This window comes from Tepidimonas sp., from assembly GCF_046292505.1.
Taxonomy (GTDB): Bacteria; Pseudomonadota; Gammaproteobacteria; order Burkholderiales; family Burkholderiaceae_C; genus Tepidimonas.
This window is the reverse complement of the sequence record NZ_JBKBQX010000005.1, coordinates 1-23405: the sequence shown is the minus strand read 5'-3', so window position 1 is coordinate 23405 and position 23405 is coordinate 1. Positions and strand designations below refer to the sequence as shown.

Sequence of the window (23405 nt, the reverse complement as noted above, 5' to 3'; positions counted from 1 at the left end):
TCAGCGCGCCCCTCCTGGGCCGGCAGCGGCCGGCAGCGGGTTGTCCAGCGCGGCGTCCGTCAGCAGACGCAGGCACAGCGCGTCGTAATCCAGCCCCGCCGCGCGCGCCGACATCGGCACCAGCGAATGCCCGGTCATGCCCGGCGATGTGTTGATCTCCAGCAGATACGGCCGGCGCGTCGTGGCATCGATCATCACATCGGCGCGCGCCCAGCCGCGGCAGCCCAGCGTCCGGTACGCCGCCAGCACCAGGCCCTGGATGGCGGCTTCCTCACCCGCTGGCAGGTCGCAGGGCACGATGTAGCGCGTGTCGTCGCTGAAGTATTTGTTTTGGTAGTCGTAATTGCCGTCGGGTGCGACGATGTGGATGACCGGCAGCGCCTGCGCCGCAGCCCCGCTGCCCAGGACCGGGCAGGTCACCTCGTCTCCGGCGATGAACTGCTCGCACAGCACCTCGGGGTCGTGCTGGGCTGCCAGCCGGTAGGCCTCGGCGCACTGCTCGCGCGCGGTCACCTTGGTCAGCCCGATCGTGGAACCCTCACGCGCCGGCTTGACGATCATCGGGGCCCCCAAGGCGTCGAAGGCAGCGCGCGTCTCCTCGACGCTGGCGACCTGACGCCAGTCGGGGGTGGGCAGCCCTTCGGCGCGCCAGATGCGCTTGGTCATCACCTTGTCCATGGCCACGCTGGAGGCCAGCACCCCCGAACCGGTGTAGGGAATGCCCATCAGCTCCAGCGCGCCCTGCACGGTGCCGTCCTCGCCGAAACGGCCGTGCAGCGCAATGAAGGCGCGCGCAAACCCTTCGTTCGCCAGCGCCCACAGCGACCGCTCGGCAGGATCGAAGGGGTGGGCATCGACGCCCGCACGGCGCAATGCGGCCAGCACGCCGCTGCCGGACATCAGCGAGACCTCACGCTCGGCCGAATGACCGCCCATGAGCACCGCCACCTTGCCCAGCGCGCGCGGGTCCACCGTGACGGGAGACAGAGTCGGCACTGCGGTCATGCCCCCACCTCCTCGATGGGCGGAACCGCGGGCGCGGCCGCCAGCGCCACCACGCGGGCGGGCACCGCACCAATCGAGCCCGCCCCCATGCACAGCACGACATCGCCGTCGCGGGCGCTGTCCAGGATGGCGCGCGGCAGATCGGCCACGTCGGCCACGAACAGGGGCTCCACCCGCCCCGCGACGCGCAGCGCCCGCGCGAGGCTGCGGCCGTCGGCCGCGACGATCGGCGCTTCGCCCGCGGCATAGACGTCGGTCAGCAACACCGCATCGGCCTGGCCCAGCACGCGCACGAAGTCCTCGAAACAGTCGCGCGTACGGCTGTAGCGGTGGGGCTGAAAGGCCAGCACCAGCCGGCGCCCGGGAAAGGCCCCGCGCGCTGCGGCCATCGTGGCCGCCATTTCGGCCGGGTGGTGGCCGTAGTCGTCGATGACGGTGGCCGTGCCGCCCGCGGGCAGCGGCACCTCGCCATAGGGTTGAAAGCGCCGACCGACGCCTTTGAACTCCGCCAACGCCTGCAGCACGGCCGTGTCGGGGACGCCCAGCTCGACCGCCACGGCAATCGCCGCCAGCGCGTTGCGCACATTGTGCTCACCCGGCAGGTTGAGCACGACCTCCAGATCCGGCAGAGCCACGCCGTTGCGTCGCTGCACCCGAAAATGCATTTGCGCGCCGACCGCACGCAGGTCCAAGGCGCGCACCTGGGCGTCCTCGCTCAGGCCGTATGGGGTGATCGGGCGCTGGATGGCCGGCAGCAGCGCGCGCACATGCGGGTCGTCGATGCAGACCACGGCCGCGCCGTAGAACGGCATGCGGTGCAAAAAGTCCACGAAGGCCTGCTGCAGCCGGCCAAAGTCGTGGCCATAGGTGTCCATGTGGTCGGCGTCGATGTTGGTCACGACCGCCATCACGGGCAGCAGGTTCAGGAAGGAGGCGTCGGACTCGTCCGCCTCGACGACGATGTACTCGCCCTGCCCCAGCCGCGCGTGCGCGCCGGCGCTGTTGAGCCGCCCGCCGATGACGAAGGTCGGATCCAGGCCCGCGGCGGCCAGGACGCTGGCCACGAGGCTCGTGGTGGTGGTCTTGCCGTGCGTGCCGGCGATGGCGATGCCCTTCTTGAAGCGCATCAGCTCGGCCAGCATCACCGCGCGCGGCACCACCGGCAGATGCTGCGCGCGCGCCGCCTGCACCTCGGGGTTGTCGGGCTTGACCGCGGTCGAGACGACGACGCAGTCGGCGCCAGCGATGTGCGCCGCGTCGTGGCCGAGCAGCACACGCGCGCCGAGCTGGCGCAGGCGCTCGGTGGCGGCGCTGTCGGCCAGATCGGAGCCGGAGACGGTGTAGCCCAGGGTGAGCAACACCTCGGCGATGCCGCTCATGCCGGCGCCGCCGATGCCGACGAAGTGGATGTGACGAATCGCGTGTTTCATGATGGGGTGCGAGGGCTCGGACGGGCCAGCGCGGTGCAGGCGCGCACCATGGCATCGACCGCCTCGGTCTTGCGCTGGGCGTGGGCGCGCTCGGCCCGCTGGCACAGGTCGGCACGGGTGAGGCTGCGCAGCCAGTCGGCCAGCCACTCGGGGGTCAGCTCGGTCTGCGGGCGCAGCCAGGCGGCGCCCTGGTCGACCAGAAAACGCGCATTGGTGGTCTGGTGGTCGTCCACCGCGTGCGGAAACGGCACGAACAGCGCCGCCGCTCCGACCGCGGCGATTTCGGTGACGGTGCTGGCGCCGGCACGGGCGATGATCACATCCGCCTCGGCAAAAGCCGCGGCGGTGTCGTCGATGAAGGCCACGCACTCGGCTTCGACCCCGGCCTGCGCATAGGCGGCGCGCAGCGCCTCCAGGTGGCGCTCGCCGCTTTGGTGCCGCACCCGTGGCCGTTGCTCGGCCGGCAACCGGGCCAGCGCCTGCGGCACCGTCTCGTTGAGGGCTTGCGCGCCCAGACTGCCGCCCACCACCAGCAGGCGCAGCGGCCCGTGGCGATCGGCGAAGCGCTGTGCCGGCGCAGGCTGCTGCACAAACGCAGCGCGCAAAGGGTTGCCGATCCACTCGCCCTGGGGCAGCACCTTCGGAAAGGCGCAAAACACCCGGTCCGCCACCTGGGCGAGCACGCGGTTGGCCAGACCCGCCACCGAATTCTGCTCGTGCAGCACGAGCGGCCGGCCCGCCAACACCCCCATCAGCCCACCGGGGAAGGTGATGTAGCCCCCCAGACCCACCACCACGTCCGGCCGCACGCGGCGCACCACACGCCACGCCTGCCAGAACGCGCGCAACAGGCGCAGCGGCAGCAGCGCCAGCGTCAGCGGCCCTTTGCCGCGCACGCCACCAAAGGCCACCGCCTCGAACGCGAAGCCGCGCGGCGGCACCAATCGGGCCTCCATACCGCCAGGGGCACCCAGCCAGTGCACCCGCCAGCCCTCGGCGCGCAGGGCCTCGGCCACCGCCAGCCCGGGGAAGATGTGCCCCCCGGTGCCGCCGGCCATCACGAGTGCGCAGGGCTGCGTCATGCGCGACCTCCGTGCATCAGGGCCTTGTTCTCCCAGTCCACGCGCAGCACGAACGCGACCGCTACCAGGTTCATCAGGATGGCCGACCCACCGTAGCTCATGAAGGGCAGCGTCAGCCCCTTGGTCGGCAAGGCCCCCAGGTTGACACCGATGTTGATGAAAGCCTGAAAGCCGATCCACAGCCCCACGCCCTGCACCGCCAGCCCGGCGAACACCTGGTCCAGCGCAATGGCCTGACGGCCGATCTGCATCATGCGGCGCGTCAGCCACATGAACAGGACGATGAGCGACAGCACGCCCACGAAGCCGAACTCCTCGCCGATGACGGCGAGCAAAAAGTCGGTGTGCGCCTCCGGCAGCCAGTGCAGCTTCTCGACGCTGGCGCCCAGCCCGACGCCCAACCATTCGCCACGGCCCAGCGCGATCAGCGCGTGCGTGAGCTGGTAGCCCTTGCCCAGCGCGTGCTGCTCGCTCCACGGGTCTAGGTAGGCGAAGATGCGCTCACGCCGCCACTCGTTGGTCAGCACCACCATCGCAAACGCCGCCACCACCACCAGCGCGATCAGGAAGAACATGCGCGCGTTGACCCCCCCCAGGAACAGAATGCCCATGGCGATGACGGCGATCACCATGAAGGCGCCCATGTCCGGCTCGGCCAGCAGCAACACCCCCACCAATCCGACCGCCATGGCCATGGGCCAGACGGCGCGGAAGAAGCGCTCTTTGACCTCCATGCGCCGCACCATGTAGCCGGCGGCATAGAGCAGCACGGCAAACTTGGCCAGCTCGGACGGCTGAAAATTCATCACCCCGAGTGGAATCCAGCGCCGCGCCCCGTTGACCCCCTTGCCAATGAAGGGCACGAGCACGATGATGAGCAACGCAATCGCCAGCAAAAAGAGCGGGTTGGCGAGCGTCTGCCAGCGGCTCGTCGGGACCTGGAACGCGATCACACCGGCCACCGCGCCGATGCCGATCGCCAGCGCATGCCGCAGCACGAAGTGGTAAGGGCTGTAGCTGGCAAACCGGGGGTTGTCCGGCAACGCGACCGAGGCCGAGTACACCATCACCAGACCCCACGACAGCAGCGCCACCACCACCCACAGCAGCGGCTGGTCGATGCCGCTGGCACTGGCCGCCGGTGCGGGCGACCGGGTCCAGTCCCGGCGCATCAGCCGAACCGGGATCTCGCCACCCGCGGCGCCTGCCGCCCGCGGACCCGAGCGGCCTTGGGGCAGCAGCGCGGCCACGGCGGCCAGCCAACGGTGCCAGCGCTCGCGTGCGTTCATGCGGGCGTACCCTCCTCGTGCTGCAGCGCGCGCACGGTCTCGACGAACACCTGGGCGCGGTGCGCATAGTCGCGGAACATGTCCAGGCTGGCGCAGGCGGGCGACAGCAGCACCGCGTCCCCGGCCTGTGCCTGCGCGGCGCACCAGCGCACCGCCGCCGGCAGATCGTCGAAGCGCGCCCGCGCCACGCCGGTGTCGGCCAGCGCGGCTTCGATCGCCGCGGCATCGCGGCCGATCAGCGCGACCGCGCGGGCGTGGCGAGCGACGGCCGCCGCCAGCGGGCGGAAGTCCTGCCCCTTGCCATCGCCCCCCAGAATCACCAGCAGGCGGCGCTGTGCTCCCAGGCCCTCGATGGCCGCCAGCGTCGCGCCCACATTGGTGCCCTTGCTGTCGTCGATGTATTCCACGTCGCCGACGATGGCCACCGACTCCACGCGGTGCGGCTCGCCGCGGTAGTCGCGCAACGCATGCAGCAGCGGCGCGAGCGGCGCGCCCGCCGCAGTCGCCAGCGCCAGGGCGGCCAGCGCATTGGTGGCGTTGTGGCGCCCCTGGATACGCAGCGCCTCGGCCGGCATCAGGCGCTGGACGTGCAGTTCGGCATCGGCGGCGCGCGGACGGCGCGTTCCGGCTTCGTCGTCCGGCAGGGCCCGCACCAGCCAGGTGATGCCGTTGACCGTCTCCAGCCCCCATTCGCCCGGGCGCATGGGCACGCCGGAGCCGAAGCTGGTCCAGGCGCGCCCCGGCGCGGGGCGTCCGCGCGGCCCCCCGGCGGGTGGCTCGGACGGCTGCCACGCGGCCACAATGGGGTCGTCGCGGTTGAGCACCATCAGCCCCTGCGCACCAAAGATCCGGGCCTTGGCGGCCGCATACGCCGCCATCGTGCCGTGCCAGTCGAGGTGGTCCTGCGTCACGTTGAGCACGGTCGCCGCGGTGGGCTCGAAGCCCTCCACACCATCGAGCTGAAAGCTCGACAGCTCCAGCACCCAGGCACGCGGCAGCGCCTGCGCGGCCAGCCGCTCGGTCAGCGTGTCGAGCAGGGATGGGCCGATGTTGCCGGCCACCGCGACATCCCAGCCTGCGGCACGCAACAGGTGCCCGGTCAGGGCGGTGGTGGTCGTCTTGCCGTTGGTGCCGGTCACGGCCAGCACGGCCGGCCGGTAAGCGTGCGTCTCGGCCAGCGCCCGCAGCGCCCCGGCAAACAGGCCCAACTCGCCCAGCACCGGCACGCCCACGGCGGTGGCGGCCGCGGCCAAGGCCGCCATTTGCGCAGGGGCGATGCCGGGGCTGCGCACCACCATCGCCCACGGCGCGCGGGCGAACAGGTCGGCGTCGAACGCCACCCCCGTCCACAGCCGGCTGCCCGGCGCCACCTCGGCCAGGGCCGCGGCCTGGGGCGGTGCCGGGCGCGTGTCCGCCACGCTCACCCGGGCACCGGCGGCGTGCAGCCAGCGCACCACCGCCAGTCCGGTGGCGCCCAGCCCCAGCACGAGCACGTCGCGCTCGCGCACACCGGGCAGCCAATCGTGGGTCCAAGGCATGGGGGTCACCGCAGTTTGAGCGTGGACAGGCCGATCAGGCACAGCAGCATGGTGATGATCCAGAAGCGCACCACCACCTGGGTCTCGCGCCAGCCGGACTTCTCGAAATGGTGGTGCAGCGGCGCCATCTTCAGCAGACGGCGTCCCTCGCCGTAGCGGCGCTTGGTGTACTTGAACCAGCCCACCTGCAGCATCACGGACAGCGCCTCGACGACGAAAATGCCGCCCATGATGGCCAGCACGATCTCCTGCCGCACGATGACGGCGATGGTGCCCAGCGCTCCACCCAGGGCCAGCGCCCCCACGTCCCCCATGAAGACCTGCGCCGGATAGGCGTTGAACCACAGGAACGCCAGCCCTGCGCCCGCCATGGCGGCGCAGAACACCAACACCTCCCCCGTGCCGGGGATGAAGGGCACGAGCAGATAGCGCGCGAAGACCGCGTTGCCCGTCACATAGGCAAACACCCCGAGCGCCGAGCCCACCATCACCACCGGCATGATCGCCAGCCCGTCCAGGCCGTCGGTCAGATTGACCGCATTGCTCGCGCCCACGATGACCAGATACGTCAGAAGGACGAAACCCGTCACGCCCAGGGGATAACTGATTTCCTTGAAAAACGGCACCATCAGGCCCGCCTGCTGCGGCAGATCGATGGTGAAGCCGGAGCCGATCCAGTCGATGAACAACGTCCACACCCCGGCGTTCGACCCCTCCGAGATGGCGAACACCAAATAGAACGCCGCCACCAGTCCGATGACGGATTGCCAGAAGTACTTCTCGCGCGAGCGCATCCCCTCGGGATCTTTGCGCACCACCTTGCGCCAGTCGTCCACCCAGCCGATCGCCCCCATGGCCCAGGTGACGGCCAGCACCACCCAGACGAAGCGGTTCGACCACTCGAACCACAGCAGCGTCGAGACCGTAATGGCAAACAGGATCAGCACCCCACCCATGGTCGGGGTGCCGCTCTTGCTCAGGTGGGCCTGCACGCCGTAGGCGCGCACCGGCTGGCCGATCTTGAGCGCGGTCAGGCGCCGGATGAACCACGGCCCGGCCGCCACGCCGACCAGCAAGGCGGTCATCGCGGCCATGACGGCGCGAAAGGTCAGGTACTGAAAGACGCGCAGAAAACCCAGCTCGGGCCAGACGCCCTGCAACCACTGCGCCAGACTAGGCAACATGCGTCGAGCCCTCCCCATTCGTGGCGCGCGCCAGCGCCTCGCAGGCGGCGACCACCCGCTCCATGCGCATGAAGCGCGATCCCTTGACCAGCAGGCTGCCCCCGCCGGACGGCACGGCCGCGGGCAAGGCGGTCAGCAGGGCCTCCACCGAGGCGAAATGCCGCACCGACACCGGCGCGGTGGAGTGGGTGGCGGACACGGCGGCCGCCGCGCGCCCCATCCAGTCGCCCGCCAGCCAGATGCGGTCGATTCCGCACGCGAGCGCGTGGCGCAGCACCTCCTCATGGAAGGTCAGCGCCTGGTCGCCCACCTCGCCCATGTCGCCCAGCAGCAGCCAGCGCGGCCCGGGCAGTTCGGCCAGCACATCGATGGCCGCGCGCACCGAGTCGGGGTTGGCGTTGTAGCTGTCGTCCACCACGGTCCAGGCGGCGCCGGTCAACCGCAGCGACTGGGTGCGGCAGCGGCCCGTCACGGGCTCGAAGGCGGCCAGCCCCGCCGCGATCGCGTCCAGCGCCACCCCGGCCGCCAGCGCGCAGGCCGTGGCCGCCAGGGCGTTGCGCACATGGTGGCGGCCGGCGATGCGCAGCCGGGTGTCGAATACCCCGACCGGCGTGGTCACGCGCAGCGCCCAGGCCCCGTCCACCCAGTCCGCCTGCGCGGATACGTCGGCCCCAGCCGCACCAAACGTCAGCGTCTCGCGGCCCGCCGCCAGCGTGCGCCACAGCGGCGTGAACGTATCGTCGGCCGGGAACACCGCGGTACCCTCGGCCGGCAAGGCAGCCAGCACGGTGCCGTTTTCGCGGGCCACGGCCTCCACACTGGCCATGAATTCCTGGTGTTCGCGCTGGGCATTGTTGACCAGGGCCACCGTGGGCCGGGCCATCGCGGCCAGCTGGGCGATCTCGCCCGGGTGGTTCATGCCCAGTTCGACCACCGCCAGCCGGTGCAAGGGGCGCAGACGCAGCAGGGTCAGCGGCAGACCGATGTCGTTGTTCAGGTTGCCCTGGGTGGCCAGGGCCTCGTCGCCCACCGCCGCGCGCAAAATGGCCGCCGTCATCTGCGTGACGGTGGTTTTGCCGTTGCTGCCGGTGACGGCGATGAGCGGGCCGTGCCAGCGGGCGCGCCACGCGGCGGCCAACTGACCCAGGGCCAGGCGGCTGTCCGGCACCTCCACCCCGGGCAGCCCGGCCGCGGCCAAGCCCCGCTGCGCCACCGCCCCGATGGCGCCGGCGGTGGCCGCCTGCGGCAAAAAGTCGTGCGCGTCGAAACGTTCGCCACGCAGCGCGACGAACAGATCGCCGGGTTGCAGGGTGCGGGTGTCGGTGTGCACCCGTTGCGGAGCCAGCGCCCCCAGGTCGCCGACGGCGCGCGCGCCCGGCAAAGCGGCCAGCAGGGGACCCAGGCCGTCCATCGGCAGCCGATCCAGAGGGGTCTGGGGGGCTGTCATGCGTCTGCCTCCCGGCGCCGGCGCAACGCGGCGCGCGCGTGGTCGAGATCGGAAAACGGCCGGCGCACGCCGGCGATCTCCTGATAGTCCTCGTGCCCTTTGCCGGCCAGCAGCACCACGTCACAGGCCTGGGCTTCGCGCACGGCGCGGTCGATGGCGGCGGCCCGATCCGGCTCGATCCAGGCACGCGCTGGCGCCACCAAGCCGACCTGCATCTGGGCCAGGATCTGCAGCGGGTCCTCACTGCGCGGGTTGTCGCTGGTCAACACCACGCGGTCCGCCCCCTGCTCGGCAGCAGCGGCCATCAGCGGACGCTTGCCGGGGTCGCGGTCGCCCCCGCAGCCCAGCACGCACCACAACCGCCCACCGCGGCGCGCAGCCAGGGGGCGCAGGGCCTGCAGCGCCTTGTCCACCGCATCCGGGGTGTGGGCGTAATCGACCAGCACCAGCGGCAGGCCGTCGGCAGGGCCATCGGTCATCCCCCACGCCGACTGCATGCGGCCGGGGACGGGCGTCAACCCGTGGCTGGCGTCCACGATGGCCGACCACGGCAGCCCTCGGCTGCGCAACACCGCCATGGCGGCCAGCAGGTTGCCCAGGTTGTAGTCCCCGACCACCGGCCATTCGAACGTGGTGTGGGTGGTGCCTTCGGCAACCGTGAAGCGGGCCCCGTTGGGCAGCCATTCGCGCGCCAGCAGGCGCAGGCGGGCATCCGTCGCTGCCGGATCGGTGGCATAGGTCCAGAGGTCCAGCCCCCCATCCGCCGGACGCGCGGCCAGCGTCTGCGCCAACTCCCGCCCGTAGGGATCATCCACACACAGCGCCGCCACCTGCAGGCCCGGCCAGTCGAACAGGCGCCGCTTGGCGGCCCAATAGGCCTCCATGGTGCCGTGGTAGTCCAGGTGGTCCTGCGTCAGGTTGGTGAAGATGGCCGTGTGGACACGGGCACCGTCCAGCCGCCCTTCCTCGATGCCGATGGAGGACGCCTCCAGCACCACCGCCCGCAGGCCATCGTCGGCAAAGGTACGCAGCGCGCGCTGCAGCGTCACGGGATCGGGGGTGGTCAAACCGGTCGGCACCAGAGCCGCGCCCGGCCGACCGATGCCGAGCGTGCCGATCAGGCCGGCGCCGACGCCAGCCGCCTGCAGCCATTGCGCCGTCCACCATGCGGTCGAGGTCTTGCCATTGGTCCCGGTCACGGCGATCAGGTCCAGCGCGCGGCTGGGCGCGCGCCAGAACGCGCTGGCCAGCGGCCCCGCCGCCGCGCGCAGGCCGGCATAGGCCGCCACCCGCGCCGGGCTGGAGGGGGCATCGGCTCGGGCGAGGTCGAAGGCCGCATCGGGGTGGGCGCTCAGCCAGCCGGCCAGCCCCTGCGCCTCCACGACGGCGGCGACGGCACCGGCCTCGAGGGCCGCGCGCACGAAGCGCCGGGCATCGGCCACGGTGCCCGGCCATGCGACGAACGCATCGCCGGGACGGATCTGACGGCTGTCCGCGCACAGCCCGGTGGCGCCGCGCTCGCGCAGCCACGCCACCAGAGCGTCGAGGGAGGCGAAGGACGGTGCCATCAGACCGGCTCCTCCTCGATCACGTCGGCGACGATCTGCGGCTGCACCCGCATGTCGGGCGGCACGCCGAGCAGACGCAGCGTCTGCTGCGCCACGTCCGAAAACACCGGCGCGGACACCGCCCCGCCGTAGATGAAGCCGTTGCCCGGCTCGTCCACCATCACGGCGATGACCACCCTCGGCTGATCCACCGGCGCCAGTCCGACGAAAAAACTGCGGTATTTGCGCGCCGCATAGCCCTTGCCCTCCTGCTTGCGGGCGGTGCCGGTCTTGCCCCCGACCGAGTAGCCGACCGTCTGCGCCAGTTGGGCCGTGCCCCCGGGCCCCGCGGCCATGTGCAGCATGCGCCGCACGGCCAGGGCGTTGCGTTCGCTGAACACGCGCACGCCGTGCGCGGGTTGGTCGGTGCGCATCAGCGTGATCGGGACCAACTCGCCGTCGCGGGCAAACACCGTGTACGCCTGGGCCAGTTGCAACAGCGACACCGACAGGCCGTAGCCGTAGCTCATGGTCGCCTGCTCGATCGGCCGCCAGGTCTTGTAGGCGCGCAGCCGGCCGCTGGTCGCGCCGGGGAAGGGCACCTGCGGCTTGTGCCCGAAGCCCGCGCGCGTGTAGGTCTCCCACATGTCGCGCGGCTGCATCTGCATCGCCATCTTGACGGTGCCGACGTTGCTGGACTTCTGGATCACCTCGTTGACGGTCAGCACCCCGTAGGCGTGCACGTCCGAGATGGTGAACCCACCCATTTGCAACCGGCCCGGCGCGGTCTGGATCGGCGTCTCGGGGGTGACCAGTCCCTTGTCGAGGGCCAGGGCGGCGATGAAGGGCTTCATGGTCGAGCCCGGCTCGAAGCTGTCGGTCAGTGCCCGGTTGCGCAACTGCTCGCCGGTGAGGTTGCGGCGGTCGTTGGGGTTGTAGCTGGGGTAGTTGGCCAGCGCCAGCACTTCGCCGCTCACCGCATCCAGCACCACCGCGCTGCCGCCGCGCGCGTTGTGCTGCTGCACCGCCTCCTTCAGGCGCTGGTAGGCAAAAAACTGGATCTTGCCGTCGATGGAGAGCTGCAGGTCCTTGCCATCCACCGGCGGCACGATGTCGCGCACATCCTCGACGATGCGGCCCAGGCGGTCCTTGATGACCCGGCGCGATCCGGGTCGGCCGAGCAGTTCGCGCTCGAACGCCAGCTCCACCCCCTCCTGCCCCCGGTCCTCGACGTTGGTGAAGCCGACCACGTGCGCGACGGCTTCGCCCTGGGGATACTGCCGCTTGTACTCCTTGCGCAGGTACAGGCCCTTGATGCCCAGCGCCTGCACCTGGCGCGCCACGGGCTCGTCCACCTGGCGCTTGATCCAGACGAAGTTTTTCTCGCCCACGTCCAGCCGACGCTGCAGCTCGGCCAGCGGCATGCCCAGCAGCCGCGCGGCGTCGCGCAGCCCGGGGTGATTGCGATCCACATCCTCGGGATCGGCCCAGACGCTCTGCGCCACCACGCTGGTGGCCAGGATCATGCCATTGCGATCCAGAATGCGCCCGCGGCTGGCCGGCAGCTCCAGCGTGCGCGCGTAGCGAACCTCGCCCTGGCGCTGGAAGAAGTCGTTGCCGATCACCTGCACATAGGCCGCGCGCGCCGCCAGCCCGACGAAGGCCAGCGCCAGCATCCCGACGATGAAGCGGCTGCGCCAGACCGGCGTCGCGCTGGTCAGCAGCGGGCTGCTGCCGTAGGGGATGCTGCGCGCGGACACGGGCGCCGTGGCGGGCCGGCGACTCATGGGCGGCCTCCTGGAGCGACTTCGGTCGACGACAGGGCCACATACTCGGTGATGCCGGGGTGGGCCGGGCGCATCTGCAACTGGCGCTGGGCGATGTGCTGCACCCGCGACGGGGCGGCCTGGGCGCGCTGCTGGGCCACCAATCGCTCGTGATCCGCCGCCAACCGGCCGGCCTGCGCGCGCGCGCGCTCGTTGGCCACATACAGGCGCCGGGATTCGTATTGCAGCGTCACCAAGTAAAAGCTGCTGGCCAGCACGGCCAGCAGGAGGGCGAGGTTCAGACGCGTCATAGCCGCCGCCTCCCCGCCGACCCCGCGACCCCAGCATGCCCCACGGCGCGCGCGGCCAGCGGGGCGGCGGTGCGGGTCGCGGCGCGCATCACCGCGCTGCGCGCGCGTGGGTTGGCTTCGACCTCGGCCGCGCCGGGCATGGTGCGTGAAACGTGCGCGAGCAGGGGCGGCGGCGGCTCAAGCATCGGCGCGCGCCGGTCCACGGCCGGCCGGGCGTGCCGGGCCATGAACTGCTTGACCATCCGGTCCTCCAGAGAGTGGAAGCTGATCACCACCAGCCGCCCACCCGGGCGCAGCACGCTCAGGCTGGCGTCGAGCGCCTGTTGCAGCTCTTCAAGCTCGGCGTTGACGTGAATCCGAACAGCCTGAAATGTGCGCGTTGCAGGGTCCTTGCCCGGCTCGCGGGTTTTGACCGCGCCAGCCACGATTTCGGCCAGCTCGGCGGTGGTTCGAACAGGCCCCCGTTCCTGTCGGCGACGATCAATCGCCTTTGCAATCGATGCAGCAAACCGCTCTTCGCCGTAGTCACGAATCACCTCCGTCATCTCGGCCACCGAGGCCGTGGCCAGCCACTCGGCAGCGCTCGTGCCGCGCGTGGGGTCCATGCGCATGTCCAGCGGGCCGTCGTGGCGGAAGGAAAAGCCGCGCGCCGGATCGTCCAGTTGCGGCGAGCTGACCCCCAGATCCATCAGCAGCCCGTCCGCGCTGGCCGGCGGCAGCGTGCCCAGGGCCGCAAAGCCCTCGTGCCGCACCGCCACGCGCGCGTCCTGCGCCGCCAGCGCTTGCGCCACCGCAATCGCCTGGGGGTCTTTGTCGAACACCGTCAGGCGCCCTGCCGGCGACAGGCGCGCCAGGATCGCGCGGCTGTGGCCGCCGCGGCCGAAGGTGGCGTCGATGTAGTGTCCGTCCGGTTGGATCTGAAGGGCCTCGACCGCTTCGTTCAACAGGACGGTGCGATGGGGGTAGGTCATCTGCACCGCCCAGCCCTCAGAAAGAAAAGTCCTGGAAGGCCTCGGGCATCTCGCCGCGCATCGCCTCGGCCTCCTGGGCCGCGTAGGTGGCGGCGTCCCACAGCTCGAAGTGGTTGCCCATGCCCAGCAGCATCGCCTCCTTGGTGATGCCGGCGGCGGCGCGCAGCTCCGGGGCGACCAGCACCCGGCCCTGGGCGTCCATCTCCACGTCCTGCGCATTGCCGAGGAAGATGCGCTTCCACCACTGGGCCGACATCGGCAGCTGCGCGATGCGTTGGCGAAACGCCTCCCACTCCGGGCGCGGAAAAATCATCAGACAGCCGTGCGGATGCTTGGTGATGGTGAGCTGGCCCGCCGCGGTCGCGCTCAGGACGTCCCGATGCCGGGTCGGCACCGAGAGCCGGCCTTTGGCATCGAGACTGAGGGACGAGGCGCCTTGGAACACGGGTCAGATCCGACGAAAGGGAACCACTTTTCACCACTTTTTTGCACTAGTTCCCACTGTAGCACCAAACGCCGGTGCATCACAAGCCGGTCATCGCCTTTTTTCGTGTGAAATCAAAGACTTAAGGCCGATTTGCAGTGCAAATCGGCCTTCAAAACACTCGCAAAATCAAGCGCTTGTAAAACAGCTTGAAAGCAGCACCTGAGGAGTGACCCCCGTCAAAGGATGAAGCGCGACAGATCCTCGTTGCGCGCCAGCGCAGCCAGCCGCTCGTCCACGTAGGCCACGTCGATCGTGACGGTTTGTCCGGCGTGGCGGGACGCTTCGAAGCTGACCTCGTCGAGCAGCCGCTCCATCACCGTGGCCAGGCGCCGCGCACCGATGTTTTCGGTGCGTTCGTTGACCTCCCAGGCGATGGCGGCGATGCGGCGGATGCCGTCGTCGGTGAAGGCGAGCGTCACCCCCTCGGTGGCCAGCAGCGCCTGGTACTGGCGCACGAGGCTGGCGTGCGTCTGCGTCAGGATCGCCTCGAAGTCCTGCACCGACAGCGGCTGCAGCTCCACCCGGATCGGAAAGCGTCCCTGCAGCTCCGGGATCAGGTCGCTGGGCTTGCTCAGATGGAAGGCGCCGCTGGCGATGAACAGGATGTGGTCGGTCTTGACCGGGCCGTACTTGGTCGAGACGGTGGTGCCCTCCACCAGCGGCAGCAGGTCGCGCTGCACGCCCTGGCGCGAGACGTCGGCGCCGGCCACGTCGCTGCGCGAGGCCACCTTGTCGATCTCGTCGATGAAGACGATGCCGTTTTGCTCCAGGTTCTGGATCGCCTCGGCGCGGATCTCCTCCTCGTTGACGAGCTTGGCGGCTTCCTCCTCGACGAGCAGGCGGCGCGCCTCGGCGATGCGCAGCTTGCGCGTCTTGCGCCGGCCGAGGTTGAGCTGGCCGAACAGGCCGCGCAGCTGCTCGGCCATCTCCTCCATGCCGGCCGGGGTCATCACCTCCAGCTGCGGCTGCGGCGCGGCCACCTCGATCTCGATCTCCTTGTCGTCGAGCTGACCCTCGCGCAGCTTCTTGCGGAACACCTGGCGCGCGTGGCCGTCGCGCTCGACGTCGCCGTCGCGCGGCGGCGGCAGCAGCGCATCCAGGATGCGCTCCTCGGCCACGTCCTCGGCGCGCGTGCGCACCCGCGCCATCGCCGCCTCGCGCGTCTGCTTGACGGCCACGTCGGCCAGATCGCGGATGATGCTGTCCACATCCTTGCCGACGTAGCCGACCTCGGTGAACTTGGTCGCCTCGACCTTGAGGAACGGCGCGTGGGCGAGCTTGGCCAGCCGGCGCGCGATCTCGGTCTTGCCGACCCCGGTCGGCCCGATCATCAAGATGTTCTTCGGCGTGATCTCGGGCCGCAGCTTGGCGTCGACCTGCTGGCGGCGCCAGCGGTTGCGCAGCGCGATGGCCACCGCGCGCTTGGCGGCCTGCTGGCCGATGATGTGGGCATCCAGCTCGGAGACGATCTCCTGCGGCGTCATCGCGGCGCTCATGCCAGCACCTCCACGGTGTGGTGTTGGTTGGTGTAGATGCACAGATCGCCGGCGATGCGCAGCGCCTCGCGCACCACGGCCTCGGCCGAAAGCGCGGTGTGCGCCAGCAGCGCGCGCGCGGCGGCCTGGGCGTAGGCGCCGCCGGAGCCGATCGCCACGATGCCGTGCTCCGGCTCCAGCACGTCACCGTTGCCGGTGATGATGAGGCTCGTGTCGCGGTCGGCCACCGCCAGCATCGCCTCCAGCCGGCGCAGCACGCGGTCGGTGCGCCAGTCCTTGGTCAGCTCCACCGCCGCCCGCACCAGGTGGCCCTGGTGCTTTTCCAGCTTGGCCTCGAAGCGCTCGAACAGCGTGAAGGCATCGGCCGTGGCGCCGGCAAAGCCCGCCAGCACCTGGTCGCGGTACAGCCGGCGGATCTTGCGCGCGCTGGCCTTGACGACGATGGCGCCCAGCGTCACTTGGCCGTCGCCGCCCATGGCGACCTGAAACCGCCCCGGCTCCACGGGATCGGGACGACGGACACAAACGATCGTGGTGCCGTGAAAGACGGCACCGGCAGAGGATTCTCGTTCCATGGTCAGTATTGTCGCAGCCGGACGGTGGCGACCTCGTCGATGCCCACCACATGGAACAACGCGGCCAGCAGGTGGTTGACGCCGTCCAGCTCGACCCGCACGCCCCGCCCGCGCGCGGCGAGCAGCCACTGCAGCATGGCCCCGGCAGCCGCAAAATCGACGCGCTGCAGCCGCCGTACGTCGATGACGAGCACGCGGCTCGGCGGCGAGACCGCACCCTCCCCCGGCGATGAGGTCCGGGGCGCGACATCCTCCACGGCGGCATCGAGCGCCTGGAGCGCCTGGGCCATGTCGCCCTGCAAAACGCCCTCCAGGTGGACCGCCGGCCCCGCCTCGCCCGTCTGGGTCTGGACCGACCAGCCCGCCATTTGGGTCGGTACGGCGGGGAACTCGGACTCGCCGGCCGTCACCGAGCTGACGACCTCGGGCCATGCCAGCGTCGATTCGGCGGGCGCGGGCTCGGGCGGCCCCTCGGTGGGGGACGCGGCCGAGGGCGCGGCGGCCGGGGGCGTCTCGGGCAACACCTCGGCCGGCTCGACGTGGGCCACCGGGTCGTGCCATGTCGGCGGCAACTCGCCGTAGGTGACGCAGTAGTCCAGCGCGACCAAATCGAACTCGTCGCGCCGCCCCATCAGGCGCAGCGCCGCCAGGCGCAGGCGCCACCACACGGGGGAGTTCTCCCGCCGCCCGGACGGGGTGCTGGCCTTCAAACGCCGCCGCAGCACGGCGCCGCCCCGCCAGCGCAACGTCAGCGGCTGATCGGCCCAGCGCTCGAACAGGGCGGCCAGACGTTCGGCAGCCTCGACATCGGCCGACAGCAGGTCCGACCAATCGAGCCACGGGACCCCATCGCCGCGCTCGGCCAGCGTCGCCAACACCATCACCGCCGCCGCATTCAGCAGGGGTGGACAGACCCAGGTGTGCCAGGCAACGGTCACTGTGGCTCCTGGCACCTCCTCGGTGGGGGCTGGCGGCGGCCGCACCACCGGCCAGCGCGGGACGGGCTGCCGAAACCGGTCGGCCCATTCGGCGGCCCATTCCTCGAAGCCCTCCACGTCGCCGGCGGCCCACAACATGTCCAGCAACATCAAGCCGGCCAGGCGGGCCAGCGGCGTTCGCACCTCCTGGGCCTGCACCGTCTCCAGCACCTGCCGCGCCTCGTCCAGCCGGCCATTGGCAAAACGGACGGCCGCCTCGGTCAACGCGGGATGGGGGAGCAGCGCCTGCGGCTCGGCCGCCTGCGTGGACGGCTCGGCCGTCACCAGCTCGATGCTCATGCCAAAGCCATCGGCGCGCGCCTGCAGGTGGCGGCTGACGATCGGGCCGGCGGAGGGGGGCGCCGGTGCGCCGATGCGCAGGCCTGAGGACTCGGCCGCGCGTGGCGTCCAGTGCTGCGCCATCTGCGCCTCGATGCGCGCGATCTGCTCGATGGTGCGCGACTTGTCCGGCCCGCGACGGGGCCACCCGCTGCGCGCGCCACCGGAACCAGGCAGGCTGGGTGGGCTGGCGAGCTGGGTGTCGGCCGGCGCAGCGGCGGCGCGCTGGGCGCGGATCCACTCCCGCAGCTCATTGAGTTCGTTGTAGCGCACCCGGTCGTTGCGGCGCTTGCGCAGGATCGCCGCTTTCAGGGCCCGCCGTTCCTCGTCCAAGCCGCGAACGGCGCCGTCCTCCGAGCCCTCGGCGCGCAGCCGCCGCCAGACTCGGCTCCACCAGCCACCGCTGTCCGGGGGGATTGACGGGGCGGACATGGTGGCGGATGGGGCAGAGTGCCGGCCCCGCGGGGCCGCGCAAGGGCTCAGTCGCCGAACAGCTTTTGCTTGAGCTCGCGGCGCTGCTGGGCCTCGATCGACAGGCTGGCGGTCGGCCGCGCCAGCAAGCGGCCCACGCCGATGGGCTCGCCGGTTTCTTCGCAATAGCCGTAGTCGCCGCTGTCGATGCGCGCCAGCGACTGTTCGATCTTTTTGAGCAGCTTGCGCTCGCGGTCGCGCGTGCGCAGCTCCAGGGCGTGCTCTTCTTCGATCGTGGCGCGATCGGCCGGATCGGGCACGACCACGGTGTCCTCGCGCAGATGCTCGGTCGTCTCGCCGGCGTTGTTCAAGATGTCTTGCTTGAGCGCCTGCAGCTTGCGCCGGAAGTAGGCCAACTGGACGTCGTTCATGTACTCCGCATCCGGCATGGCCAGGATGTCGGCGTCCGTGAGCTGCTCCAGGGGCAGCTTCTTCCAGTTATCGGCTCGTGCGGGGTCTTTGCGCAGCGCGGCAGCTGTGGGCGTGGCGGTCGTGGTCATGACGGGTTCGGGTGAGTAACTGGCCTTGGCCGCATGCGGATCGTGGGTCGGCGCGACGGCTTCGGTGGTCTGCGCATGCATGGCCGCCTTCTCGGCGCGGCGGGCAGCCGCGGCGGAGGGTTTGCGGGCCGCGCGCGCCTTGTCGTCGCCTCCGGCCGCGGCGGGCGGGAGGTTGGAACCGGCATCGGGGGACGGTGCCCCGCTCGACGGCGGACGGTTCTTCACGGCGCATCTCCTCTGGCTGGCCGGGTGCTGCCGCGCTGCGGCGGCGGCCCGCAACCTCCCTGTCGCGGGGGCGCACCCGTCCGAATTGGGGGCCGATTGTAAGCGCAGTCATCGGCGCAGTCGTCGATGCCACCCCGCACGGCCGATGCGGGCGTTGCGGCCGAGGCACACCCGGCTCAGGCCAGCGACTGCTCCAGCCCCTGCGTCAGAATGTCGCGCGGCAGGTCGATGCCGATGAACACCATCTTGCTCTCGCGCTTTTCGTGGGGCTTCCACACCGGCCCCAGATCGCTGCCCATGAGCTGGTGCACCCCCTGAAAGATCACCTTGCGGTCGGTGCCCTGCATGTGCAGCACGCCCTTGTAGCGCAGCAGCTTCGGCCCCCAGACCTGCACCACCGCGCCCAGGAAGTCCTCCAGCTTGTGCGGGTCGAACGGTCGCTCGCTGCGCCAAACGAAGCTCTGGACATCGTCGTCGTGGTGGTGGTGCCGGGCATGGCCGTGCCCGTGATCGTGGTCGTGCGCGCAGTGCCCGTGGTCGTGGTCGCAATGGCTGTGGTCGTGGTGATCGTGAACGTCCGCCTTCAGGAAGTCCGGATCGATGTCGAGCTTGGCGTTCAGATTGAAGCCCCTCAGATCCAGCACCTTGTCCAGCGCCACCTGGCCGAAGTGCACGGTTTCGATCGGCGCGCGCGGGTTCATGTGCTTGAGGCGATGGATCAGCGCGTCGAGTTCGTCGGCCGACACCAGATCGGCCTTGCTGATGAAGATCTGGTCGGCGAAGCCGACTTGGCGGCGCGCCTCCTGCCGGTCGTCGAGCTGCTGCTGGGCATGCTTGGCATCCACCAGCGTCACGATCGAATCGAGCAAAAAGCTCTCGGCCACCTCGTCGTCCATGAAGAAGGTCTGCGCCACCGGCCCCGGGTCCGCCAGGCCCGTGGTCTCGATGACCACGCGGTCGAACGCCAGCAGCCCCTTGCGCCGCTTGGCCGCCAGCAGCGACAGCGTGCTGCGCAGGTCCTCGCGGATGGTGCAGCAGACGCAGCCGTTGCTCATCTGGATGATCTGCTCCTCGGTGTCGGCCACCAGGATGTCGTTGTCGATGTTTTCCTCGCCGAACTCGTTTTCGATGACGGCGATACGCTGCCCGTGCGCTTCGGTCAGGACGCGCTTGAGCAGCGTGGTTTTGCCCGAGCCGAGGAAGCCGGTCAGGATGGTTGCAGGAATGAGTGCCATGGCATCAGTGTAGGGGGACTGTCAAGGCCTGGGCGCCGTCAGGGCCGGCGCCAGACCACCAGGCCCTTGAGGTACTCGCCCTCCGGGAAGGCCAGGCCCGTCGGGTGATCGGGTGCGCCGCCGTGGCGGGCCAGGATGGTCGCCTCCACACCCGCCTCGTGCGCGGCGCTGGCGACGATTTTCTGAAACAGCTCCACCCCGACCGCGCCGGAGCACGAGTAGGTGAACAAGACACCGCCGGGCTGGAGCAGCTTGAAGCCCAGCCGGTTGACGTCCTTGTAGGCGCGCGCGGCGCGCTCCAGGTGCGCCGCGGATGGCGCCAGCTTCGGCGGATCGAGCACGATGGCGTCGAAGCGCCGCCCCTCGGCCCAGAAGGCGCGCAGGCTGGCGTTGACGTCCGCGTCCAGAAAGGTGCAACGCGCCGCGTCGAAGCCGTTGAGCGCCACGTTGCGCCGCGCGCGCTCCAGCGCCGGGCCGGAGGAGTCGATCGACGTCACATGGCGTGCGCCGCCGGCGAGCGCCGCCACCGTGAAGCCGCCCGTATAGCTGTAGCAGTTGAGCACATCGCCCCAGCCAAAGCGCCGTGTCAGCTCGGCGCAGGCGCGCCGGCTGTCGCGCTGGTCCAGGTAGTAGCCGGTCTTGTGGCCCTCGGCCACGTCCAGGCTCAGGCGCCAGCCGTTTTCGTGAATCACGCATTCGGTGGGCCCGTCGCCGCGCAGCCAGCCGGTCGCTGGCGGCAGGCCCTCGAGCTGCCGCACGCTCGCATCCGATCGCTCGTACAGGCGCCGCAGGCCCGTCACCCGCAGCAGGGCATCGGCGATCAGGGCCTTGTGCCGCTCGGCGCCGCTGCTGCCAAACTGGGCCACGAGGGTGTCTCCATAGCGGTCCACCACCAGGCCCGGCAGGCCATCGGACTCGCCGTGCACCAGCCGCACGCCGTCGCTGTCGATGGCCAGCCGGTCGCGCAACCCCAGCGCCGCGCGCACTCGCCGCTCGAAAAATTCGGCATCGATGCGCTCGGCTTCGTCGAAGCTCCAGACGCGCACCCGAATCTTGGAGCTGGGCGCATACGCCCCCCATGCCAAAAAACGCCCCTCGGCGCTCTCCACCCGCACGGTTTCGCCAGGATCAGCCCGGCCGCGGTCGATGGCGCCATCGAACACCCAGGGGTGATGGCGCAGCAGCGAGCGTTCCTTGCCCGCCTTGAGTCGGATCGTCTTCATGGGGGTGGATTGTCCCACCCCGGACGGCAAGACTCAGGGCCGCAGGTAGACGAAGCCCTCCCGCGCCTGCAACCGCGCGACCTCAGCCACGCCGGAGGGCACGATCTTCGCCTCGGGCACCAACTTGGCGGCATCGATCTTGCGCGCCACCAGGGTGTTGTTGCAGACGCGGAACTCGATGCCGCGGTTGGCCAGATCGGCCACCGCACCGGCAAACGGCTGCTCCATCTGGTTGGTGGCGCCTTCGAGCAGGAAGTCGATGCCCAGCCCGTGCGTGACCACCACGATCTTGGCCGACGGATCGGCGGCCAGGTGATTGCGGATGTTCTGGACCGCGCGCGATGCCTGGGGAATACCTTCGCTCAGGTGGTAGACGACCTTGACGGGATCAGCTGCATGGGCCACGGCGGCAAAAGCCAGCGAGGCGAAAAACAGCGTGAGGGTGCGCCAGAGGGCTTTCATGGGCCAGTCTCCTAACGATGTGGCAGGGATCGGGGGGGTCTGGGACGCTTCCCGGTCGAGTGACCATTGTCGCGCGAGCGGATACCCGACTACCCATCAGGGTTATCCGCGGCGGCGGGCGGTGTGGCCGCTGTCGCACCCGGCCCGGCCGCGGCCCCGGGCCCGCGGCGGGCGCGCGGATGGGCGGCCTCGTACACCCGGCTGAGGTGTTGAAAGTCGAGCCGCGTATAGATCTGGGTGCTGGCGATGCTGGCGTGGCCCAGCAGCTCCTGCACACCACGCAGGTCGCCGCTGGACTGCAACACATGGCTGGCAAAGCTGTGTCGCAGCATGTGGGGGTGCACATGCACGGCCACACCGGCCTCGGCCGCCCAGGCCGCCAGACGACGGCGCGCCACCTGCGGCGTGAGCCGCTCGCCGCGCGCGCCGACAAAGAGCGCCGGCTCGTCCGGCACCCGCAGCAGTTGCGCACGCACCGACAGCCAATCGGCCAGCGCTGCCAGGGCCGGACCGCCGACGGGCACCGTGCGCCATTTGCCCCCCTTGCCGCACACATGGGCCTCGCCCGCCTGGGCATCGACCCACCCCCGGGCGTGGGGGCCGGGCTGCACATCCAGCCCCAGCAGCTCCGCCAGTCGCAGGCCGCTGCCGTAGAGCAGCTCCACCATGGCCCGGTCACACCGGCGTTGCGCATGACCGAGCGTCTCCGCCATCCGGTCACCGGACGCGGCCTGCGCCGGGCCGTGCACCAGTCGCAGGGCCTCCTCCACCGCCAGCGCCTTGGGCAGGGGCTTGCCCGCTTTGGGCGGGCGCACCCCCTGTAGGGGGTGGCGGTCGATGCGCCCTGTGCGCCCCAGCCAGTCGTAGAACCCGCGCCAGCTCGACACCACCAGGGCAATGCCGCGCGGCTGCCGGCCGGCCGCGTGCAATTGCGCCACCCAGCGGCGCACCTGGGATGGGGTCACGACCTTCAGATCGGCGCCCTCGGCCTGCGCACGGCGGTACAGATCGTGCAAATGCTCGGCGTACAGCGCCTGGGTGCGTGCGGCCAGCCGCTTTTCCACCCGGACATGGGTCAGATAGTCCGCGATCAGCGCCAGATCGTCGGTCGCCGCATCCATGGCAAGCGCCGGCGCGACGCGGGTCCGATCAGTCTGCGGCCGGCAGCAGGCGGCTCAACGCCGCAGCCGCCTGATCGCCGATACGGGCCAGAAACTCGGTCCCCGCACTGGCCTGGAACCGGCGGGTATCGGGCGAGGCCAACACGAGCAGCCCAAAGGCTGGCGTGTCCTGCGCGCGCCGCAGCGGCAGCAGCGCCAGCGAAGCCGCGGCGTCGGGATCGGGTAGCCACTGCACGGGTTCTACCCCGGGGTTGGCACCGCAAAACGGCTGGCGCAAGGAGGTGGCAAAGGCCCGAGTATCGTCGCTGACGCCCTGCGCAAACCGCGCATCCGCCCACGGCGGGGCCACCCCCCACAGCTTCAGGGCGACCTGCGGCACGTCGAAGCGCGCCGCCAACCCGTCCGTGACGGCGGCGGGCAGCGCGGCCGGGTCGTTGACCGCCAGCAATTCGCAGGTCCAGCGGTGCAGGCGGTCGAGCAAGCCGGTGTTCTCCTGGCCGTGGCGAATCATCTCGGCCGCCCGCAGCTCGAGCTGGCGCAGCCGCTCGCGCAGGATCTCGACCTGCCGCTCCATCAGGCTGACCGCGCGGCCGACGTGCGGGCTGGTCAGTTGCACCGACGCGAGCAGTTCGGCGTGGCGTTCGAAAAAGTCTGGCGTGTTGACCAGAAACTGGGCGATGTCGTCCTCGGTGATGGGCTGCAGCGGGGCGGTGGGGTTCAAGGG

Annotated in this window: 21 protein-coding genes; all 21 read right to left on the bottom strand. The window is 70.7% G+C overall.

The window, feature by feature from the left end; genetic code table 11:
* Positions 1–1005: a D-alanine--D-alanine ligase gene (locus tag ACK4TH_RS03900; RefSeq protein WP_409622977.1), complete on the bottom strand. Its 1005-nt coding sequence runs from the start codon at positions 1003–1005 to the stop codon at positions 1–3.
* Complete coding sequence (gene murC, locus ACK4TH_RS03895; protein WP_409622975.1) at positions 1002–2435, bottom strand: UDP-N-acetylmuramate--L-alanine ligase; 1434 nt, start codon at positions 2433–2435, stop codon at positions 1002–1004. The genes ACK4TH_RS03900 and murC overlap by 4 nt, the downstream gene beginning before the upstream one ends.
* Positions 2432–3517, bottom strand: coding sequence for an undecaprenyldiphospho-muramoylpentapeptide beta-N-acetylglucosaminyltransferase (gene murG, locus ACK4TH_RS03890; protein ID WP_409622972.1), 1086 nt, complete (start codon positions 3515–3517; stop codon positions 2432–2434). The genes murC and murG overlap by 4 nt, the downstream gene beginning before the upstream one ends.
* Positions 3514–4806, bottom strand: a complete 1293-nt coding sequence (gene ftsW / locus ACK4TH_RS03885; protein ID WP_409622969.1) for a putative lipid II flippase FtsW — start codon at positions 4804–4806, stop codon at positions 3514–3516. The genes murG and ftsW overlap by 4 nt, the downstream gene beginning before the upstream one ends.
* Positions 4803–6344: a Mur ligase family protein gene (gene murD / locus ACK4TH_RS03880; protein WP_409622966.1), complete on the bottom strand. Its 1542-nt coding sequence runs from the start codon at positions 6342–6344 to the stop codon at positions 4803–4805. The genes ftsW and murD overlap by 4 nt, the downstream gene beginning before the upstream one ends.
* 5 nt (positions 6345–6349) lie before the next feature.
* Positions 6350–7528 carry a phospho-N-acetylmuramoyl-pentapeptide-transferase gene (mraY, locus tag ACK4TH_RS03875; RefSeq protein WP_409622963.1) on the bottom strand — a complete coding sequence of 393 codons (1179 nt, stop codon included), beginning with the start codon at positions 7526–7528 and terminating at the stop codon, positions 6350–6352.
* Positions 7518–8975 carry a UDP-N-acetylmuramoyl-tripeptide--D-alanyl-D-alanine ligase gene (gene murF, locus ACK4TH_RS03870; RefSeq protein ID WP_409622960.1) on the bottom strand — a complete coding sequence of 486 codons (1458 nt, stop codon included), beginning with the start codon at positions 8973–8975 and terminating at the stop codon, positions 7518–7520. Before murF ends, mraY begins: the two co-directional genes overlap by 11 nt.
* Positions 8972–10543 carry a UDP-N-acetylmuramoyl-L-alanyl-D-glutamate--2,6-diaminopimelate ligase gene (locus ACK4TH_RS03865; protein ID WP_409622957.1) on the bottom strand — a complete coding sequence of 524 codons (1572 nt, stop codon included), beginning with the start codon at positions 10541–10543 and terminating at the stop codon, positions 8972–8974. The genes murF and ACK4TH_RS03865 overlap by 4 nt, the downstream gene beginning before the upstream one ends.
* Positions 10543–12309, bottom strand: a complete 1767-nt coding sequence (locus ACK4TH_RS03860; RefSeq protein ID WP_409622955.1) for a peptidoglycan D,D-transpeptidase FtsI family protein — start codon at positions 12307–12309, stop codon at positions 10543–10545. The genes ACK4TH_RS03865 and ACK4TH_RS03860 overlap by 1 nt, the downstream gene beginning before the upstream one ends.
* Complete coding sequence (gene ftsL, locus ACK4TH_RS03855; RefSeq protein WP_409622952.1) at positions 12306–12599, bottom strand: cell division protein FtsL; 294 nt, start codon at positions 12597–12599, stop codon at positions 12306–12308. Before ftsL ends, ACK4TH_RS03860 begins: the two co-directional genes overlap by 4 nt.
* The gene (rsmH, locus tag ACK4TH_RS03850) at positions 12596–13570 is read right to left on the bottom strand and encodes a 16S rRNA (cytosine(1402)-N(4))-methyltransferase RsmH (RefSeq protein WP_409622949.1); all 975 of its coding nucleotides are present in this window, start codon (positions 13568–13570) and stop codon (positions 12596–12598) included. Before rsmH ends, ftsL begins: the two co-directional genes overlap by 4 nt.
* 16 nt (positions 13571–13586) lie before the next feature.
* On the bottom strand, positions 13587–14015 hold the full coding sequence (gene mraZ, locus ACK4TH_RS03845; protein WP_409622946.1) for a division/cell wall cluster transcriptional repressor MraZ: 429 nt from the start codon (positions 14013–14015) through the stop codon (positions 13587–13589).
* Positions 14016–14233: 218 nt separating this feature from the next.
* Complete coding sequence (gene hslU / locus ACK4TH_RS03840; RefSeq protein WP_409622943.1) at positions 14234–15553, bottom strand: ATP-dependent protease ATPase subunit HslU; 1320 nt, start codon at positions 15551–15553, stop codon at positions 14234–14236.
* Complete coding sequence (gene hslV / locus ACK4TH_RS03835) at positions 15550–16128, bottom strand: ATP-dependent protease subunit HslV (protein WP_409622940.1); 579 nt, start codon at positions 16126–16128, stop codon at positions 15550–15552. Before hslV ends, hslU begins: the two co-directional genes overlap by 4 nt.
* 2 nt (positions 16129–16130) lie before the next feature.
* Positions 16131–17876, bottom strand: a complete 1746-nt coding sequence (locus tag ACK4TH_RS03830) for an STAS domain-containing protein (RefSeq protein ID WP_409622937.1) — start codon at positions 17874–17876, stop codon at positions 16131–16133.
* Between the two features lie 47 nt (positions 17877–17923).
* The gene (gene dksA, locus ACK4TH_RS03825) at positions 17924–18640 is read right to left on the bottom strand and encodes an RNA polymerase-binding protein DksA (protein ID WP_409622934.1); all 717 of its coding nucleotides are present in this window, start codon (positions 18638–18640) and stop codon (positions 17924–17926) included.
* A 176-nt stretch (positions 18641–18816) separates the two neighbouring features.
* The gene (locus tag ACK4TH_RS03820) at positions 18817–19875 is read right to left on the bottom strand and encodes a CobW family GTP-binding protein (RefSeq protein WP_409622931.1); all 1059 of its coding nucleotides are present in this window, start codon (positions 19873–19875) and stop codon (positions 18817–18819) included.
* Between the two features lie 38 nt (positions 19876–19913).
* Positions 19914–21098, bottom strand: coding sequence for a class I SAM-dependent rRNA methyltransferase (locus ACK4TH_RS03815; RefSeq protein WP_409622928.1), 1185 nt, complete (start codon positions 21096–21098; stop codon positions 19914–19916).
* Positions 21099–21131: 33 nt separating this feature from the next.
* On the bottom strand, positions 21132–21560 hold the full coding sequence (locus ACK4TH_RS03810) for a DsrE family protein (RefSeq protein WP_409622925.1): 429 nt from the start codon (positions 21558–21560) through the stop codon (positions 21132–21134).
* Positions 21561–21649: 89 nt separating this feature from the next.
* A complete protein-coding gene (locus tag ACK4TH_RS03805) occupies positions 21650–22681 on the bottom strand; it encodes a tyrosine recombinase XerC (protein ID WP_409622922.1) in 1032 nt (343 codons plus the stop codon).
* A 28-nt stretch (positions 22682–22709) separates the two neighbouring features.
* Positions 22710–23402 carry a DUF484 family protein gene (locus tag ACK4TH_RS03800; protein ID WP_409623261.1) on the bottom strand — a complete coding sequence of 231 codons (693 nt, stop codon included), beginning with the start codon at positions 23400–23402 and terminating at the stop codon, positions 22710–22712.
* Positions 23403–23405 lie beyond the last annotated feature (3 nt).